The sequence below is a fragment of the Stenotrophomonas sp. CCNWLW162 genome, assembly GCF_037203745.1.
GTDB classification, from domain to species: Bacteria; Pseudomonadota; Gammaproteobacteria; order Xanthomonadales; family Xanthomonadaceae; genus Stenotrophomonas; species Stenotrophomonas maltophilia_AQ.
Genome location: NZ_JBBCBL010000005.1, coordinates 110,410 through 128,760 on the forward strand (window position 1 = coordinate 110,410; position 18,351 = coordinate 128,760).

The window sequence follows — 18,351 nt, forward strand, 5'->3', positions numbered from 1 at the left end:
GAGGGGCCTTTCTTCTTTCTGTAGAGTCGAGCCGTGCTCGACTGCTCTCAGCAGGACGCTCCACGCGCGACGGCTTCCCGGGTGCCGCCTAGGAATTCTCCGAATCCCCGGTGGATGCGACGCCGGTCCCAATCGGCGCGGGCAAGGCCCTCCACACTGCGGCGCAACGGCCATCCTGGCCGGCAAGGAGCGCCCCATGACACCACCGCCCCGCCGTTTGCGGCACCTGACCACCCTGATCGCTTCGGCCGTGCTGGCGCTGGCCTCCGGCCCGCTGGGCGCCACCCCGGCCGCCCCCGGCGACCTGCTCTCCGCCGCGCCCTATCGCGCCAGCTGGGTGCCGTCTGCGGCCGCCCAGGCCTACAAGCTGCACTACCGCACCCCAGACCACCGTGGCCAGTTGGCCGAAGGCACCGGCCTGCTGTACCTGCCGGCCGGCGCGGCTCCGGTCGGTGGCTGGCCGGTGGTGTCGTGGGCACACGGCACCCAGGGCATCGCCGATCGCTGCGCCCCCTCCGTGTCCGGCCCCTACCAGCCTGAACGCGACGGGCGTTTCCTCGACCTGTTCCTGGCACAGGGCTATGCCGTCGTCGCCGCCGACTACCAGGGCCTCGGCAGCCCCGGTGACCACGCCTACCTGCACGTGCGCACCGCCGCACGCAACGCCATCGATCTGGTCAAGGCCAGCCATCAGTACCTCGGCCGCACCACACTGTCGCCGCGCTGGGTCTCGGTTGGCCATTCGCAGGGCGGTGCCGCCGCGCTTACTGCCGGCCACATCGCGGATGCTTACGGCGGACCATCACTGCGGTACCGCGGCAGCTTCACCACCGGCACGCCCACCGCCGTCGAACTGACCGCGCTGGTGATGAAACCGGACAACCGCACCGCCAATCCCGGCGCGCTCAACGCCTATCACGCCTATCTGCTGGATGGCCTGCTGCAGGTCGCCCCGCAGATCGACCGCGTGCTCAGCGATGAGGGGCGTGCACGGGTCGCGCTGGCGCGCGGGCAATGCCTGGGCGAACTGGCCTCCACGCTGGAAGGCGCCGATACCGGCGCGATGTTCATCTCACCGCTGACCGACGTGGCGGGTATCTGGACCTTGCTGCACGACTACCTGGGCGTGCCGCGCCGCGGTTTCAGCCAGCCGCTGATGCTGGGCCATGGCAGCGAGGACCGCGACGTGCCGTACATGACCACCCTGCTGTATGCCGCGGGGCTGGTCCTGCGTGGAGAGCCCGTGGCATTCCGGCGCTATCCGGTCGACCACCGCGGCACGCTGGATGCGGCGGCTGCGGATGGCCTGGCGTTCGTGCGTGCGCGGCTGGGGGACAGCCCGTTCGACGAAGCCACCGAAACCGCCGGCTTCGAACAGCTGCTCGACCAGGCCCGGTAGATTCACGCCATGCGTGGATACGTGGTCTACGGGATTGCCGGCCAGCGGCCGGCACTACCTGGTAGCGCCTGGCCCTGCCCGGCGACCTGCGCTCAGCCCTTGTAGCCGTTGCTGATCGGGTAGCGGCGCTCACGGCCGAACGCACGCCGCGAGACCTTCGGCCCCGGCGCGGCCTGGTGCCGCTTCCACTCACTGATGCGCACCAGGCGCAGCACGCGGTCGACCACGGCCGCGTCGTAACCGGCCGCAACGATCTCCGTGCGCGACTGCTCCTGGTCGATGTAGCGGTACAGGATGCCGTCCAGCACGTCATAGGCCGGCAGCGAATCCTGGTCCAGCTGGTTCTCGCGCAGTTCGGCCGAAGGCGGGCGGCTGATCACCGCCGGCGGGATCACCGGCGCACCGCCCACGGTGTTGCGCCACTTCGACAGACCGAACACTTCGGTCTTGTACAGGTCCTTCAGCGGCGCGTAGCCACCACACATGTCGCCGTAGATCGTGGCGTAACCCACCGCGTACTCGCTCTTGTTGCCGGTGGTCAGCAGCAGGCCGCCGAACTTGTTGGCCAGCGCCATCAGGATCACGCCACGGCTGCGCGACTGCAGGTTCTCCTCGGTCACGTCCGGGGTGGTGCCTTCGAACATCGGCGCCAGCGATTCCATCAGGCCCTTGAATGCTGGCTCGATCGACACCGCTTCCAGCTTCACGCCCAGCGCCTGGCACTGTTCGGCGGCCAGATCATTGGACAGGCCAGCGGTGTAGCGCGACGGCAGTCGCACTGCGGTGACGTTTTCGGCACCCATTGCATCCACGGCCATCGCCAGCACCAGCGCCGAGTCAATGCCACCGGACAGGCCCAGCCACACTTTCCTGAAGCCGTTCTTGCGGCAGTAGTCCTGGATGCCACGGGTCACAGCACGCCAGGCCAGCGCGTCCATGCTCTCATCGCCATCGTCCATCCACACGTGCGGCATGAAGCGACGGGTTTCACCGTCGTACTCCACCACCAGCCACTGATCGACGAAGGCCGCCGCGGCCGGATGCACGGTACCGTCGCCGTCGGCCACCACCGAAGCACCATCGAATACCAGCGCGTCCTGGCCACCGACCACATTGAGATAGGCGATCGCCGCCCCGCTCTCGCGGGTTCGCGCGGCCAGCACGGCATCGCGCTGGGCGTGCTTGCCGCGCTCGTACGGCGAAGCATTGGGCACCACCACCAGCTGCGCACCTTCGCGCACGGTGTCGGCCAGCGGCTCGGCGAACCACAGGTCTTCGCAGATCAGCAGGCCCACCGGAATGCCGTTGACCTCAAACACGCAGCTGCCGCCATCCGGATCGACATCGAAGTAGCGACGCTCGTCGAACACCGCGTAGTTGGGCAGTTCGCGCTTGCGGTAGGTCTGCTCGACCAGACCATCGCGCAGCACGCTGGCGGCGTTGTAGACCACCGCACCTGCTGCCTGCGGCCAGCCGACCACGGCGGTGATGCCACGGCAGGCGGTTGCGATGCGGGTCATCGCCTGCTCGCATTCGTACAGGAAACCGGGGCGCAGCAGCAGGTCCTCCGGCGGATAACCGCTCACGGCCAGCTCGGGGAACATCACCAGCTCGGCGCCGTACTCGTCGCGCGCCTGGCCGATCATCTCGATGATGCGCTCGGTGTTGCCGGCGACATCGCCGACCGGGAAGTCGAACTGCGCCATCGCGATGCGGATCGAAGCCATGGGAATCCAGCCTGTGGTTGCAATGCGGCCATTGTAACGCCGGGGTCAGATCCCTTTTGCGCAGCAAAATGGATCTGACCCCACACCAGACGCAGAAAGGCCGCCCGGAGGCGGCCTTTCTGTTTCAAGCAGCCGGCCAGCGGCCGGCTCTACAGAATCGTCTGCCGGAGGCAGTCGATCTTATTTCACCAGCTTGGCGATGGCAGCGCCCAGGTCGCCCGGCGAACGCACGGTGACGACGCCAGCAGCTTCCATGGCAGCGAACTTGCCTTCTGCAGTGCCCTTGCCGCCCGAGGCGATCGCACCGGCGTGGCCCATGCGCTTGCCGGCCGGAGCCGACGCACCGGCGATGAAACCGACGACCGGCTTCTTCACGTGGTTCTTGATGTACTCGGCGCCGGCTTCTTCAGCGTCGCCGCCGATTTCGCCGACCATGATGATGCCTTCGGTCTGCGGGTCTTCGTTGAACAGCTTCAGGCAGTCGACGAAGTTCAGGCCGTTGATCGGGTCACCACCGATGCCGATGCAGGTGGACTGGCCCAGGCCGACTTCGGTGGTCTGCTTGACCGCTTCATAGGTCAGGGTGCCCGAACGCGACACGATGCCGATCTTGCCCGGCTGGTGGATGTGGCCCGGCATGATGCCGATCTTGCACTCACCCGGGGTGATGACGCCCGGGCAGTTCGGCCCGATCAGCACGGTGTCCGGATGCGAACGGGTCAGCACGTTCTTGACGCGCAGCATGTCCAGCACCGGGATGCCTTCGGTGATGCAGACGATGACCTTGATGCCGGCAGCAGCGGCTTCCAGGATCGCGTCGGCCGCGTACGGCGGCGGCACGTAGATGACCGAAGCGTTGGCGCCGGTGCTCTGCACGGCGTCGGCAACGGTGTTGAAGACCGGCAGGTCGATATGGGTGGTGCCACCCTTGCCCGGGGTCACGCCGCCAACAACCTGGGTGCCGTACTCGATCATCTGAGTGGCGTGGAAGGTGCCCTGCTGGCCGGTGAAGCCCTGCACGATCACCTTGGTGTTCTTGTTAATCAAAACAGACATGGGAATTCCTTGGTGTCGGATCAGGCAGCGTTCTTGACAGCTTCAACGATCTTCTTGGCGCCATCGTTGATGTTGTCAGCCGGGATGATGGCCATGCCGCTGTCACGCAGCAGCTGCTTGCCTTCTTCCACGTTGGTGCCTTCCAGGCGCACCACGACCGGAACCTTGACGCCCACTTCCTTCACGGCGGCGATGATGCCTTCGGCAATCATGTCGCAGCGGACGATGCCGCCGAAGATGTTGACGAAAATGCCTTCGACCTTGTCCGAGGACAGGATCAGCTTGAAGGCTTCGATGACGCGCTGCTTGTTGGCACCGCCGCCCACGTCCAGGAAGTTCGCCGGCTCGCCGCCGTTGAGCTTGATGACGTCCATGGTGGCCATGGCCAGGCCTGCGCCGTTGACCATGCAGCCGATGTTGCCGTCCATGGTGACGTAGTTGATGTCCAGCTCCGAAGCGATCACTTCGGTCGGATCTTCCTGGGTCTTGTCGCGCATGGCGACCAGGGCCTTCTGGCGGAACGCGGCGTTGTCGTCGCTGTCGAACTTGCCGTCCAGCGCGTACAGGTTGCCGTCGTCCAGGATGGCCAGCGGGTTGATTTCAACCAGCGCCAGGTCCTTTTCGTTGAACAGGCGGTACAGGTTCACCATGATGCTGGCGAACTGGCCGGCCTGCTTGGCGGTCAGGCCCAGCTTGAAGCCGAAATCACGGCCGTGGTAACCCTGCACGCCTTCGACGAAATCGACGTTCAGCGAGTGGATCAGCTCCGGGGTTTCAGCAGCGACCTGCTCGATCTCCACGCCGCCTTCCGAAGAAGCGATGTAGGTGATGGTCTTGGTGCCACGGTCAACCAGCACCGACAGGTACAGTTCCTTGACGATCTCGCCGGCGGTGGTCACCAGCACCAGGTTGACCGGCAGTTCAACGCCAGCGGTCTGGTAGGTGGCCATCTTGGTGCCGAGCATCTTGGCCGCAGCGGCCTTCACGTCGTCGGTGGTCTTGCAGAACTTGACGCCGCCAGCCTTGCCGCGGCCGCCAGCGTGGATCTGCGCCTTGACCATCCAGGGGCCCTGGCCCAGGGAGTTGGCAGCGGCAACAGCTTCGTCCGGGGTCGCAGCGACCTTGCCGGCCGGGACCGGGATGCCGTACTCGGCAAGCAGTTGTTTTGACTGGTATTCGTGGAAATTCATGCGTCACCGTGGGAATAGGAACGACCGCACGCAATTCCTCAGGGCCCCGGCGGGGCGCCGGCATGGACCGCGGCGGGCCCACTATTGTGGCCGAGCCAGCGCCGGGGCGCAAAGAAGTCTGTATAAAACGCCAGACCCGGCCAGATTTCCACCATCATTCAGGCAGTTGCGCCCCGGCCGACGCTGGCCACCGGTATCCACAGCGGGCCAAATGCGCGATCCGGGCCGCGCCGACGGCGCCCGCCCGGGGGCCCTATACTGGTCGAATCGAGCAGACTCGACGCCACATCGACGCGACGTACCGGCCGGCTTCAGGGGATGCCAGGCAGGCCCGCCGCAGATTCCAGACCCAGGCAGCCAGAAGGGGAGTTCCGGCGTGTCACCCAGTGCTTCATTGATCGACCGCATCGAATCGATTCCGCGGCGTGAGCTGTATTTCTTCGCGCTGTACCGGGTGCTGATCGCCGCGGTCATCGCCGGCCTGCTGTACAGCCCGTTGTCGGCCATGGTCGGCGAAGCGCATCACCCGCGCCTGGCCGATACCGTCGCGGCGATCTATCTGCTGCTGTCGCTGCTGGCCCTGGTGATCGGCCGCAACGAGCGCTGGCTGCGCCCGATCGTGGTCAGCAGCGTGCTGGTCGACATCATCGCCGCCACCTTGCTCTCACATGCACTGCCCGGTGCCAGCGCCGGCATTTCGATGTCGCTGCTATTCAACATCGCCGCCGCTGCCACCCTGCTGCCACTGAGCTGGGGCCTGGGCCTGGCGATCGCCGCCAGCCTGGCCACGGGCGCGGAATACAGCTGGAAACTACTGGAAGGGGGCGACCCCACACGCACCCTCGCCGAGCTGGCGATGTTCGCTACCAGCTACCTGGCGCTGGCCTTCATCAGCTTCCAGGTGGGCAACCGCGCGCGCCGCAACCAGCAACTGGCCAACCAGCGCGGCGATGAAGTGGCCAACCTGTTCCAGATCAACGAACTGATCATCCGCCGCATGCGTACCGGCGTGCTGGTGGTGGATGCCGACAGTCGCATCACCCTGGCCAACGAAGCCGCCTCGATGCTGCTGGGCGACAGCGATGGCAACGGCGAAAGTGGGCGCCTGGACCTGACCAGCGCCGCGCCGGAACTGGCCCGCCGCCTGCAGCGCTGGCGCAACGGCTGGGCGCAGGACGAGCTGCCGCTGCAGCTCAACTCCGACCAGCCCGAGGTACAGCCGCGCTTTGCCCGCCTGCTGGCCGGCAGCGAACTGGCACTGGTGTTCCTGGACGACTCCAGCGTGGTCTCGCGCCGCGCCGAATCACTCACCCTGTCGGCGATGGGGCGCTTCTCGGCCAGCCTGGCGCACGAGATCCGCAATCCGCTGGCGGCGATCAACTACGCCGTACAGCTGCTGGAGGAAGGCACCGGCTTCAACGAAAGCGACCGCCGCCTGCTGCAGATCATCCGCCAGCAGTGCCAACGCACCAACGGCATTGTCGAGAGCGTGCTGGGCCTGGCCCGGCGCGAGCGCGCCACCCCCGAGAACGTAGACCTGGCCGCGTTCGTGCGCCGCTTCGTGCTGGAGTACAAACAGGGGCAGACGCTGGAGACCGACAGCATCGAGCCGATCATCAACGACAGTTCGGTGATGGCCCAGGTCGATGCGAAGCATCTCTACCAGGTGCTGACCGTGCTGGTGCACAACGCACTGAAGTACGGCCGCATCGGCCAGCAACCCGCACGCGTACGGCTGCGCGTGGCGCAGCACGAGCGCAGCGCGGTGATCGACGTGATGGACCGTGGTCCGGGTATTCCAGAGAGCGTTGCCGCGCAGCTGTTCCGGCCGTTCTTCACCACCTCCGAGCATGGCACCGGCCTGGGCCTGTATATCGCCCGCGAACTGTGCCGGGCCAACCAGGCACGGCTCGACTACATTCCGGTGCCGGCGGGCGGCTCCTGCTTCCGTCTGGTGTTGCCCGGCCCGCACACGCTGTTGCCCACCTGATTCTGATTCTGTGCGTCAAACATTTGTCGCTTCCAGCCCCCTCGTTTATCTTTCACGCCCATGAACGAAACCCGCAGCGCCCTCGTCGTCGACGATGAACGCGACATCCGCGAACTGCTGGTACTGACCCTCGGCCGCATGGGGCTGCGTATCAGTACCGCCGCCAACCTGGCCGAAGCGCGCGAGCTGCTGGCCAGCAATCCGTACGACCTGTGCATCACCGACATGCGGCTGCCCGATGGCAACGGCATCGAACTGGTCAGCGAGATTGCCCAGCACTACCCGCGCACGCCGGTGGCGATGATCACCGCCTTCGGCAGCATGGACCTGGCCGTGGAAGCACTGAAGGCCGGTGCCTTCGACTTCGTCAGCAAGCCGGTGGACATCGCCGTGCTGCGTGGACTGGTCAAGCACGCACTGGAACTCAACAACGCCGAACGCCCGCTGCCCGGCCCCAATGCCGAACAGGGCGCACGCCTGCTGGGCGCTTCGCCGGCCATGGACGTGCTGCGCACCACCATCGGCAAGGTCGCGCGCAGCCAGGCGCCGGTCTACATCCTGGGAGAGTCCGGCGTTGGCAAGGAACTGGTCGCACGCACCATCCACGCCCAGGGCGCGCGCGCGGCCGGACCGTTCATTCCGGTCAACTGCGGCGCCATTCCCGGCGAGCTGATGGAAAGCGAGTTCTTCGGCCATCGCAAGGGCAGCTTCAGCGGCGCCCACGCCGACAAGCCCGGCCTGTTCCAGGCCGCGCACGGCGGCACCCTGTTCCTGGACGAAGTGGCCGAGCTGCCGCTGCAGATGCAGGTGAAACTGCTGCGCGCGATCCAGGAGAAGTCGGTGCGACCGGTCGGTGCGGCCAACGAAGAGCCGGTGGACGTGCGCATCCTCTCCGCCACCCATCGCGATCTGGCCGAGCTGGTCGAGGACGGGCGTTTCCGCCACGACCTGTACTACCGCATCAACGTGATCGAACTGAGGGTGCCGCCGCTTCGCGAGCGTCGCCAGGACCTGCCGGAGCTGGCCGCGGCAGTGCTGGCACGACTGGCCCGCAGCCATGGCCGCGCCACCCCGCTGCTGGCGCCGTCGGCGCTGGAGGCACTGGCCCAGTACGCCTTCCCCGGCAACGTGCGCGAACTGGAGAACATCCTGGAACGGGCGCTGGCGCTGGCCGAGGAAGACTGCATCGGTGCAGACGACCTGCGCCTGCCGCAGCATGCCCCGCGCGTCCCCGGCGGTGCGGCTCCTGCCGAAGCCGTGGCTGACCTGCAGCCCGGCAGCGCCGCCCTGCCCTCGTACATCGAGCAGCTGGAGCGCAGTGCCATCCAGCGCGCGCTGGAAGAGAACCGCTGGAACAAGACCCGCACCGCCGCGCAGCTGGGGATTACCTTCCGCGCACTGCGCTACAAGCTGAAGAAGCTGGGAATGGAGTAATCGGCCGGGTCGGATCCCTTTCCGCAGGAAAGGGCTCTGACCCGATGCCGACCGACGTCATCCACGCATGGCGTGGATCGACGTCAATCCTTGGTCACGCGGTTGATCTCGGCCAAGCTGGTCACGCCTGCCGCCGCCTTCTTCAACGCCGACTGCCGCAGGTCATTCACCCCGATCTGCTGCGCCGCCTCGGCAATCTGCAGTGCATTGCCGCCAGCCAGCACGATGGTGGCGATCTCATCGGTCATCGGCATCACCTGGTAGATACCGGTACGGCCCTTGTAGCCCTCGGTGCACTCATCGCAGCCCACCGCTTCATACAGCTCGATGCCCGCGTCCAGCTGCGCCTGGGTGAAGCCCTCGGCCAGCAGCGCATGCTCCGGCAGGGTCGAGCGCCGCTTGCAGTTGCCGCACAGGCGGCGCGCGAGGCGCTGGGCGATCACCAGCGTCACCGAGCTGGTGATGTTGTACGGCGCGATGCCCATGTTCATCAGGCGCGCGATGGTCTGCGGCGCGTCGTTGGTGTGCAGCGTGGACAGCACCATGTGACCGGTCTGCGCCGCCTTGATCGCGATTTCCGCCGTCTCCAGGTCGCGGATTTCGCCGACCATGATGATGTCCGGGTCCTGGCGCAGGAACGAGCGCAGCGCCGCAGCAAAGGTCATGCCGCGCTTGTTGTTCTGCTGCACCTGGTTGACGCCGGGCAGGCGGATTTCCACCGGGTCTTCGGCGGTGGAGATGTTGCGCGTCTCGTCGTTGAGGATGCCCAGCGCGGTATACAGCGACACGGTCTTGCCCGAGCCGGTCGGGCCGGTCACCAGCACCATGCCGTACGGCTTGTGGATGGCGTCCTGGAACAGCTTCTGCTGGTCCGGCTCGTAGCCCAGCTTGTCGATGCCCAGCTTGGCCGCGCTGCCATCCAGGATACGCAGCACCACCTTCTCGCCGAACAGGGTCGGCAGGGTGCTGACGCGGAAGTCGATCTGCTTGGTCTTGGACAGGTTGAGCTTGATGCGACCGTCCTGCGGCACGCGCTTCTCGGCGATGTCCAGCTGCGCCATCACCTTCAGGCGCGCGGCGATGCGCTGGTTCAACTTCACCGGCGCGCGCGCCACCATCTTCAACAGGCCGTCGATGCGCAGGCGCACACGGTAATCGTCTTCGTAGGGCTCGAAATGAATGTCCGACGCGCCCTTGCGGATCGCATCGACCAGCACCTTGTTGACGAACTTCACCACCGGGGTGTCGTCGCCCTTGGCATCGATGCCGGAGTCGCCACTGCTGGTGCCAAGATCCTCGTCACCGGCCGCGACATCCAGGTTGCCCATGCCGTCGTCGTCACCGCCCAGGGCGTCGCCGATGGTGTCATGGCTGGCGTGCCACTGTTCGAGCGTGCGGCGGATCTGGTCCTCGTCGACGAGGATCGGCTCGACCACCAGATTGGTGTGGAACTTGATCTCGTCCAGCGAGTGGGTCGGATTGCTGGTGCCGACAAACAGCTTGCCACCACGCTTGAACAGCGGCAGCACGTTGTGCTTGCGCAGCAGCTCCTCGCTGACCAGGCTCATCGCGTTCTGGCTGGCATCGAAAGTGGACACGTCGAACAGCGGCATGCCGAACTCGACCGCGTTGGCGGCGGCCAGCTGCGAGGCATTGACCAGCTTGTTCTGCGCGAACCACGTGGGCAGCGGCTGGCGCGCGGCCGCGGCCTTGGCCATGGCGTCGCGGGCCGAGGTCTCGTCCAGGGCGCCGTCCTGTACCAGGCGTCGGGCCAGGCCGGTGATGCCGACAAGATTGGCGGTGGTTACAGCGTTCATATGAATCCTTGGCTCATGGGGTCATGCACTGCCGTGCGCCTTGTACGGGCACCGCACGGGGCAGCAGAACCTGCCGCAGCCAACGGCCAACGGCATCGCCAATCCATGAGCAACACTGCCTCGCCTGGCACTCCCTACCCGGCAGGCACGATCCTGACTCCCCCGGTGATGATAGCCCCGTCAAGGGTCGGCCAGCATCCCATCGGAGAGCGGAAGTGTGATCAACAGCCGCTCGGGCGATAGCGCGCTTCGAAGGCGCTGCCGTCGCAGCTCCAGATGCCCTCGGCCGAGCGGCGCAGGATCAAGTCCTTGCCTTCCAGCGCGCTGTGGCCCTTCAAGGTGCAGCTGATGTGGCCGACGCCGGAGTCGCTGAGTTCGGCTTCCACGTTCGAGCAGTGGGCGTTCTGGGCGACACCGATGTAGTTCGGCGTGACCAGGCTGGCCGAACGGCTTTCATTGATGAGAATTTCGACCTTGGTCTTGCCCGGCGTGATGTCGGCCAGCGCGGCGGTCAACTGGGTGCGCACGACGTAGGGCTGGAACGCCGACGTCGCGATCGCCGCCAGGATGGCGATGATGGCAACCACGATCATCAGCTCGATGAGCGTGAATCCCTTGTACGTTTTCATGATTCCCCCTGTTTAGTCCAGCAATCCCCATTGCTGCTTGCTGACCGGATGCCATAGCCCAGTCAGCACAAGGCCCGCCGAAGCGGGCCTTGTGTAACTCGCGGGAATGCAAGGAGCCGCAGCCCCAAGCACCCTACGCATCAACTAGATCAGGGCTTAGCGGTGCCGCAACCCTTCGGGATGAACTTCTTGTCCATGCCGGTGACAACGCAAGCGAAGCCACCCGGGGTGGTGATTGCGCCGGAGTCGTTCGTCACGGTATCGGTGTAGTTCAGAGCCAAGGTCGCACCTTCGCCGATGCGGCTACCCGGCTCACGGATGGCGCAGATCATGCCGGTGTCGGCCACGGTGATGGTCTCGCAGGAACCCGTGTTGGCCGCCTGGAAGCCAGCAGTGCCCAGAGTCGGTGCACGGCCCGCGCTCTTTTCCATCTCGAACTGGGTCTTGTGCGAGGCCAGGTCGGCCAGCGCAGCGGTGACCTTCGACTTCGCGGTGTAGTCCTGGTAAGCCGGCAGTGCGATGGCGGCCAGGATGGCGATGATCGCGACAACGATCATCAGTTCGATAAGGGTGAAGCCCTTCTGGTTCTTCATTGGTACATCCCCAAGATAGTGGTGGTTGAGTTCAGTGCACGGGATCGGACCGGACAGCGCCGGTTGAGCGGGCCCCATACCCTGCGGGTGGATCAACGCAGGTTGCGTGCCAACCCCGGCACGCCTCCCCCTGGATTTCCCCGCGCCCATGATGGCAGCAATTTCGTGGATGGGAACCCCCCGCATCCGAATCTGCGATGGACGCGGCAATGTGACGCAGTGCGTCACCTTTGGCCGGCACCCGGCACGAAATCGCACGCTGGGCCCCCTGGCAACTGCCCATCCGGCCTTGAACCCGCTACCATCGATGGCTAGTTACCCGCCTGGGGATGGCGGGTCTTGGGGAGCCAACATGTCTGTCAGTCGCAGTGCGATCAAGAAAGAGCCGGTGGCGCGCGCCACCATGGAACTGCAGCCGTTTGTCTGGGTGGGGACCGACAAGCGGGGCGTGAAAATGAAGGGCGAGCAGCTGGCCAAGAACGCCAACCTGCTGCGTGCCGAGCTGCGCCGCCAGGGCATCAATCCGGGCCAGGTCAAGCCGAAGTCGAAACCGTTGTTCGGCGCCGCCGGCAGCCCGGTCAAGCCCAAGGACATCGCCTTCTTCAGCCGGCAAATGGCCACAATGATGAAGTCCGGTGTACCGATCGTCTCGGCGCTGGACATCATTGCCAGCGGGCACAAGAACCCGCGCATGAAGAAACTGGTGGACACCATCCGCACCGACATCGAGGGCGGCTCCTCGATGTACGAAGCGGTCAGCAAGCACCCGGTGCAGTTCGACGAGCTGTACCGCAACCTGGTGCGGGCCGGTGAAGGCGCCGGCGTACTGGAAACCGTGCTGGACACGGTGGCCACCTACAAGGAAAACATCGAAGCACTGAAGGGCAAGATCAAGAAGGCGTTGTTCTACCCGATCATGGTGGTGGTGGTGGCCATGCTGGTCAGCGGCATCATGCTGGTGTTCGTGGTGCCGCAGTTCGAGGACGTATTCAAGAGCTTCGGCGCCGAGCTGCCCGCCTTCACCCAGCTGGTGGTGAACCTGTCGAGATTCATGGTGTCGTGGTGGTGGCTGATGCTGCTGGTCGCGATCGGTACGGCGGTCGGCCTGGTCATGGCCTACAAGCGCTCACCCAAGATGCAGCATGCGATGGACCGGTTCGTGCTGAAGGTGCCGGTGATCGGGCAGATCATGCACAACAGCGCCATCGCCCGCTTCTCGCGCACCACGGCGGTGACCTTCAAAGCCGGCGTGCCGCTGGTGGAGGCGCTGGGCATCGTGGCCGGCGCCACCGGCAATACCGTGTACGAAGAGGCGGTGCTGCGCATGCGCGACGACGTCTCGGTGGGTTACCCGGTGAACATGTCGATGAAGCAGACCAACCTGTTCCCGCACATGGTCATCCAGATGACCGGCATCGGCGAAGAGGCCGGTGCGCTGGACGCCATGCTGTTCAAGGTGGCGGAGTACTACGAGCAGGAAGTCAACAATTCGGTGGATGCCCTGAGCAGCCTGCTGGAACCGATGATCATGGTGTTCATTGGTACCATTGTTGGCGGCATGGTGATTGCCATGTACCTTCCCATCTTCAAACTCGGCGCCGTCGTCGGATAACACATACATGGCTTTTCTCGACCAGCATCCCGGCCTCGGCTACCCCGCCGCGGCCGCCCTGGGACTGCTGCTGGGCAGTTTCCTCAACGTCGTCATCCTGCGCCTGCCCAAGCGGCTGGAGTGGCAGTGGAAGCGCGATGCGCGCGAAGTCCTGGAGGAACCGGACTTCTATGAACCACCCCCACCGGGGATCGTGGTGGAGCCGTCGCACTGCCCGCATTGCAAGCACAAGCTGAGCTGGTACGAGAACATCCCCCTGTTCAGCTGGATCATCCAGGGCGGCAAATGCCGGCACTGCAAGGCGCCCATCTCACTGCAGTACCCGCTGGTGGAGGCGCTGACCTCGGTGCTGGTGCTGGCCTGTGTCTGGCAGTTCGGCTTCGGCTGGCAGGGCTTCGGCGCCATTGTGCTGACCTGTTTCCTGATCGCCTTGTCCGGCATCGACCTGCGCACGCAGCTGCTGCCCGACCAGTTGACCCTGCCGCTGATGTGGCTGGGGCTGATAGGCAGCATCGACAACCTGTACATGCCGGCCAAGCCTGCCCTGGTGGGCGCGGCGGTGGGTTACCTGTCGCTGTGGACGGTCTGGTGGCTGTTCAAGCAGCTGACCGGCAAGGAAGGCATGGGCCATGGCGATTTCAAGCTGCTGGCTGCATTGGGCGCCTGGTGCGGGCTGAAGGGCATCCTGCCGATCATCCTGCTGTCCTCGGTGCTGGGCGCCATCATCGGCTCGATCTGGCTGTACAGCAGGGGCCGTGACCGCGCCACCCCCATCCCGTTCGGCCCCTACCTGGCCATCGCCGGCTGGCTGTACTTCATGTGGGGTGCGCCATTGGTGGAGCAGTACCTGGTGATGAGCGGGCTGCGCTGAGGGGAGTCCCCATGAGCCGCTATGTGGTTGGCCTGACCGGCGGCATCGCCTCGGGCAAGAGTGAAGTGACCCGGCGCTTCGAGGCGCTGGGGATCGTGGTGGCCGACGCCGACCTGGCCGCCCGCGCCGTGGTTGCCGCTGGCAGCCCGGCGCTGGCCCGCATCGCCGAGCGCTTCGGCGCCGACATGCTGCTGGCCGATGGCGGCCTGGACAGGGCCCGGCTGCGCGCCCATGTGTTTGCCGACCCGGCCGAGCGGGCGGCACTGGAAGCCATCACCCACCCGGCCATCCGCCTGCTGATGCAACAGCAGTGCGAGCAGGCCGCCAGCCCCTATGCAATTGCCGCCATTCCGCTGCTGACCGAGGTCGGTGGACGGCAGGCCTATCCGTGGCTGGACCGGGTGCTGCTGGTGGATGCGCCGGAAGCCGTGCAGCATGCCCGGCTGATGCTGCGTGACGGCATCGACGCCGCGCTGGCCGACCAGATGATTGCTGCGCAGGCCAGCCGCGCACAGCGCTTGGCGCTGGCCGATGACGTGGTGGTCAATGATGGGCAGCCGGAGGACCTGCAGGTGCAGGTGGAACGGCTGCATGCACGGTATCTGGGGTTGGCCGGGGGCTGAGGCCGGGTTGCCGGCCAGCCGCCGGCACTACCGAAGCGCATCCACGCATGGCGCGGATCTACTGATCGGGCGTCCATGCATGGCGCAGGCTACTGTAGAGCCGAGCCCATGCTCGGCTCCGGGAGCCCAACGCAGCCGAGCGTGGGCTCGGCTCTACATGGTCGTCAGGGCCAGCGCCGACCAAGGTCGGCATCTACCGTTTACAGTGGCTTCGGCGAGAACGTCAGGGTGGCGATCACGCCGCGTTCGCCGCCAGGGCGCACGCTGACCTGCCAGCCGTACAGGTCGCACAGGCGGCTGACGATCGACAGGCCGATACCACCGCCCTGCGAATGGCCGGCATGGGTGCCGCGGTAGCCACGCTGGAACAGCTTGGCGGCGTCTTCTTCGCTCAGGCCCGGGCCGCTGTCGGTTACCGACACCGAGTTGGTGCCGACGAACACGCGTACCTCGCCGTCCTGCGAATACTTCACGGCATTGCCGATCAGGTTGCCCAGCGCCACCGACAGGGCCGCTTCGGGCGCATCGATCACCAGGTTGCGCTCGCCTTCCAGCAGCAGCTCCAGCGGCTTGCCGCCCAGCTGTGCGCGATGTGCATCGAGCAGCTGCTCGGCCACGCGGGCGACGTTGCTGGTGCCCTGCCCGCGCTCGTTGCGCGACAGCAGCAGCAGCGCGCCGATCAGGTCGCTGCACTGCTGTTCGGCGCGCTGGATGCGCTGCAGGCGCTGCAGCACCTTCTCGTCCAGGCCGGGCCGGGTCAGCAGCAGTTCGGTAGCGCCACGGATCACCGCCAGCGGCGTGCGCAGTTCATGGCTGACGTCGGCGTTGAACTCCCGGTCGCGCTGCACCACCTCGGTCAGCCGCGAGGAATAGTCGTCCAGCGCCTGGGCCAGCTGCCCCACTTCGTCGTCGGGGAAGCGTGGCGCCAAGGGTTCGGGATCACTGGTACCGCCACGATAGGCACGCAGCCGCGCGGCCAGGTCCGACACCGGTTTCATCACCTTCGATGCCGACCACCAGCCCAGCACCAGCGACAGCACGCTGAACACCAGCACCGACAGCACCAGCGCGCGGTTGAGCTGCTTGCCGCCACGCACGCTGTCGGTCATGTCATAGGCGAGGAAGAACCAGGCGTCAGGCGTCTTGCGTACCGCCAGCTTGTAGGAATACGCCTCGCCGTGCTCATCGCCGCTGACGCTGTGGATGCCATCTGAGAAGCCCGCCCATTGCGCACGTTCTTCGCGCACCCGGTCGAATTTGTCCTTGGAGTAGGCGTACGCCTTGATCTGCAGCACTGGGGCATCCGGGTTGTGACCCGGATGTTCGTAATAGCGCCGCGCATACTCATCGATGTTGCGGTTCATCAGCTCTTCCACCAGCTGGTTTTCCACGCGCAGGCGGGCCCAGTTGGTGGCGAACGCGAACAGTGTTGTCAGGCAGAAGCCCAACAACACGAACGACACGATGATGCGGCTGCGCAGGCGTCGCCGATACGGCGTGCGTCGGCGCTCCCCCTTGGCTGCCACGGAATCAGGCTTCCGGGGTGGCGATGCGGTATCCGATGCCATGGCGGGTCTGGATCAGCGGCACTTCAAACGGCTTGTCGACCACCGCACGCAGGCCATGGATGTGCACCCGCAGCGAATCCGAATCGGGCAGTTCCTCGCCCCACACGCGGGTTTCCAGCTCCTGGCGGGTCACCACGGCCGGGGCCGCTTCCATCAGCGCCTGCAGGATCTTCAGCGCGGTCGGGTTGAGCTGCAGCAGCTTGCCCTGGCGACGGACTTCCAGCGTATCCAGGTTGTATTCCAGGTCACCGGTTTCCAGCACGCGGGTCTGCACGCCTTTGCCGCGGCGCGACAGGGCATTCAGGCGCACCTCCACTTCCTGCAGCGCGAACGGCTTGATCAGGTAGTCGTCGGCACCGGAATCGAAACCCGCCAGCTTGTTGTCCAGCGAATCCCGGGCAGTCAGCATCAGTACCGGCGTCTGCTTGCGCGCTTCATTGCGCAGCTTGCGGCACACTTCGATGCCGTCCATGCCAGGCAGGTTGAGGTCCAGCACGATCGCGTCGAACTCGTGCACGACGGCGAGGTGCAGGCCAGTGACACCATCGGCCGCGAAGTCCACGGTGTGGCCACGATCCTCAAGGTAGTCGCCCAGGTTGGCGGCGATGTCGCTGTTGTCTTCGATTACGAGAATGCGCACTGGAACCTCTGGTTCTTGAAGGGTCGTCGGGGGGCCAGGCCCACCCCTGCAGGATGGACCTGCCGGAGTGGACGCGACGTCTACCTGCTGAACGATACAGGTTCCATTCTTAACATTTCGTACCGGCGCCGCGACCGTCGCGAATGGCCTGGGCCGGGGCCGTCGGTCAGCGGCTCATCCGCTGCTGGTCGGTCATCGCGCGGCGGCTTTCTTCCTGGGCCTTGCGGCGCTGGGCCACGGTCAGGCAGACGCTCTGCGGCATGTTGCTGCCGGTCAGGCGCTCGCGGCGGCAGATCATGCGGCTGTCGGCATGGGCACGGGTCATGATCGTGTTGACGATCTCCTGCTCGTTGAAGACGTCGTTACGCTCCTGCGGCGCAAGCTCATCAACCTTCTCACGGCCATTCATCTTGATCTTGATGCGGTTCAGTGCCTGCTGCACCCGGCTCTTGTCCTCCAGCCCGATCTCGCTGTAGTCCTCGCTGCCGATGGCCGCTTCAACGCGGCGGATCTGCTCGGCCACCGGTGCGCCGCCGTCCATCCGAACGCCTTGCTTCTCGGCCTTGGCGTGCACAGTGGCAACCAGGCCCAGCGACAGCATCAGGGCCAGCGTGGTCTTGCGGTACATAACGCACTCCAGGTTCTTCCATGAATGGGGACCAACTTTACGACTCCGCCGATGCGCCCACAAGGGACGCTCGGCAGGGTGACCGTTGGCGATGCCTTGCGATCAGGGCTTGTAGTTGTTGAAGCGCTGGGTGTCGTTGAGCGCCTTGCGGCTTTCTTCCTGCGCCTTGCGGCGTTGCGCCACGGTCAGGCAGACACTCTGCGGCATGTTGCTGCCGGTGCTGCGCTCGCGACGGCAGACCATGCGGCTGTCGGCGTGGGCGCGGGTCATGATCGTGTTGATCACTTCCTGATCGTTGAAGACCTGGGTCTGGTCGTGCGGGCTGAGCTGCTCCACGTGCTGGTGGTCACCCACCGCCAGCTTGATCCGGCCCAGCGCCTGCTGCACCCGGCTCTTGTCCTCCAGGCCGATCTCGCTGTAGTTCTCGGAGCTGATCGCCTTTTCGACGGCCTGGATCTGCTCGGCCACCGGTGCCTTGGCGTCGAACTTCACTTCACTCTTTTCTGGCTTCGCCTGCGCCGTTGCGGCCAGGCCCAGGCACACCATCAGGGCAATCGGGGTCATGCGTTGCATC

At 65.7% G+C, this 18,351-nt stretch carries 16 protein-coding genes; 6 read left to right on the forward strand and 10 right to left on the reverse strand.

Going from position 1 to position 18,351, the window contains the following annotated elements; translation table 11 throughout:
- Positions 1–196 precede the first annotated feature (196 nt).
- Complete coding sequence (locus V9K93_RS15490; RefSeq protein ID WP_337302838.1) at positions 197–1,399, forward strand: alpha/beta hydrolase family protein; 1,203 nt, start codon at positions 197–199, stop codon at positions 1,397–1,399.
- 92 nt (positions 1,400–1,491) lie between these two features.
- Here V9K93_RS15490 and V9K93_RS15495 read toward each other — a convergent pair whose 3' ends face one another.
- From V9K93_RS15495 to sucC, 3 genes are all read right to left on the reverse strand, one after another.
- Positions 1,492–3,126 (reverse strand): NAD+ synthase, encoded by a 1,635-nt coding sequence (locus V9K93_RS15495; protein ID WP_046985446.1) that lies wholly within the window; start codon positions 3,124–3,126, stop codon positions 1,492–1,494.
- 180 nt (positions 3,127–3,306) lie between these two features.
- Complete coding sequence (gene sucD / locus V9K93_RS15500; protein ID WP_005410793.1) at positions 3,307–4,182, reverse strand: succinate--CoA ligase subunit alpha; 876 nt, start codon at positions 4,180–4,182, stop codon at positions 3,307–3,309.
- 20 nt (positions 4,183–4,202) lie between these two features.
- Positions 4,203–5,372, reverse strand: a complete 1,170-nt coding sequence (gene sucC, locus V9K93_RS15505; protein ID WP_004154430.1) for an ADP-forming succinate--CoA ligase subunit beta — start codon at positions 5,370–5,372, stop codon at positions 4,203–4,205.
- Between the two features lie 376 nt (positions 5,373–5,748).
- Here sucC and V9K93_RS15510 point away from each other — a divergent pair, with 376 nt between their 5' ends.
- Both V9K93_RS15510 and V9K93_RS15515 read left to right on the forward strand, forming a co-directional pair.
- Entirely contained in the window at positions 5,749–7,362 is a 1,614-nt protein-coding gene (locus V9K93_RS15510; protein ID WP_337302839.1) for a sensor histidine kinase, read from the forward strand.
- A gap of 60 nt (positions 7,363–7,422) precedes the next feature.
- On the forward strand, positions 7,423–8,796 hold the full coding sequence (locus V9K93_RS15515; RefSeq protein ID WP_337302840.1) for a sigma-54-dependent transcriptional regulator: 1,374 nt from the start codon (positions 7,423–7,425) through the stop codon (positions 8,794–8,796).
- A gap of 83 nt (positions 8,797–8,879) precedes the next feature.
- On the opposite strand, the gene pilB is transcribed toward V9K93_RS15515, so the two are convergent.
- The 3 genes from pilB to V9K93_RS15530 form a co-directional block, all read right to left on the reverse strand.
- Positions 8,880–10,613 carry a type IV-A pilus assembly ATPase PilB gene (gene pilB / locus V9K93_RS15520; protein ID WP_253078782.1) on the reverse strand — a complete coding sequence of 578 codons (1,734 nt, stop codon included), beginning with the start codon at positions 10,611–10,613 and terminating at the stop codon, positions 8,880–8,882.
- 221 nt (positions 10,614–10,834) lie between these two features.
- Positions 10,835–11,242 (reverse strand): pilin, encoded by a 408-nt coding sequence (locus V9K93_RS15525; protein WP_337302841.1) that lies wholly within the window; start codon positions 11,240–11,242, stop codon positions 10,835–10,837.
- 149 nt (positions 11,243–11,391) lie between these two features.
- Positions 11,392–11,835 carry a pilin gene (locus V9K93_RS15530; RefSeq protein WP_337302842.1) on the reverse strand — a complete coding sequence of 148 codons (444 nt, stop codon included), beginning with the start codon at positions 11,833–11,835 and terminating at the stop codon, positions 11,392–11,394.
- Positions 11,836–12,187: 352 nt separating this feature from the next.
- Between V9K93_RS15530 and V9K93_RS15535 the strand changes: the two genes are divergently transcribed.
- From V9K93_RS15535 to coaE, 3 genes are read left to right on the forward strand one after another with little or no spacing between them, the layout of a single operon-like run.
- On the forward strand, positions 12,188–13,447 hold the full coding sequence (locus V9K93_RS15535) for a type II secretion system F family protein (RefSeq protein WP_337302843.1): 1,260 nt from the start codon (positions 12,188–12,190) through the stop codon (positions 13,445–13,447).
- 7 nt (positions 13,448–13,454) lie between these two features.
- Complete coding sequence (locus V9K93_RS15540) at positions 13,455–14,318, forward strand: prepilin peptidase (protein ID WP_032128827.1); 864 nt, start codon at positions 13,455–13,457, stop codon at positions 14,316–14,318.
- A gap of 11 nt (positions 14,319–14,329) precedes the next feature.
- Positions 14,330–14,941: a dephospho-CoA kinase gene (gene coaE / locus V9K93_RS15545; RefSeq protein WP_337302844.1), complete on the forward strand. Its 612-nt coding sequence runs from the start codon at positions 14,330–14,332 to the stop codon at positions 14,939–14,941.
- Positions 14,942–15,141: 200 nt separating this feature from the next.
- On the opposite strand, the gene V9K93_RS15550 is transcribed toward coaE, so the two are convergent.
- The 4 genes from V9K93_RS15550 to V9K93_RS15565 form a co-directional block, all read right to left on the reverse strand.
- The gene (locus V9K93_RS15550; RefSeq protein WP_012511942.1) at positions 15,142–16,509 is read right to left on the reverse strand and encodes a sensor histidine kinase; all 1,368 of its coding nucleotides are present in this window, start codon (positions 16,507–16,509) and stop codon (positions 15,142–15,144) included.
- A complete protein-coding gene (locus tag V9K93_RS15555; protein ID WP_005410804.1) occupies positions 16,472–17,149 on the reverse strand; it encodes a response regulator transcription factor in 678 nt (225 codons plus the stop codon). The genes V9K93_RS15550 and V9K93_RS15555 overlap by 38 nt, the downstream gene beginning before the upstream one ends.
- Positions 17,150–17,315: 166 nt before the next feature.
- Positions 17,316–17,777 (reverse strand): hypothetical protein, encoded by a 462-nt coding sequence (locus V9K93_RS15560; RefSeq protein ID WP_046985456.1) that lies wholly within the window; start codon positions 17,775–17,777, stop codon positions 17,316–17,318.
- Between the two features lie 102 nt (positions 17,778–17,879).
- Positions 17,880–18,350 (reverse strand): hypothetical protein, encoded by a 471-nt coding sequence (locus V9K93_RS15565; RefSeq protein WP_253079484.1) that lies wholly within the window; start codon positions 18,348–18,350, stop codon positions 17,880–17,882.
- Position 18,351 lies beyond the last annotated feature (1 nt).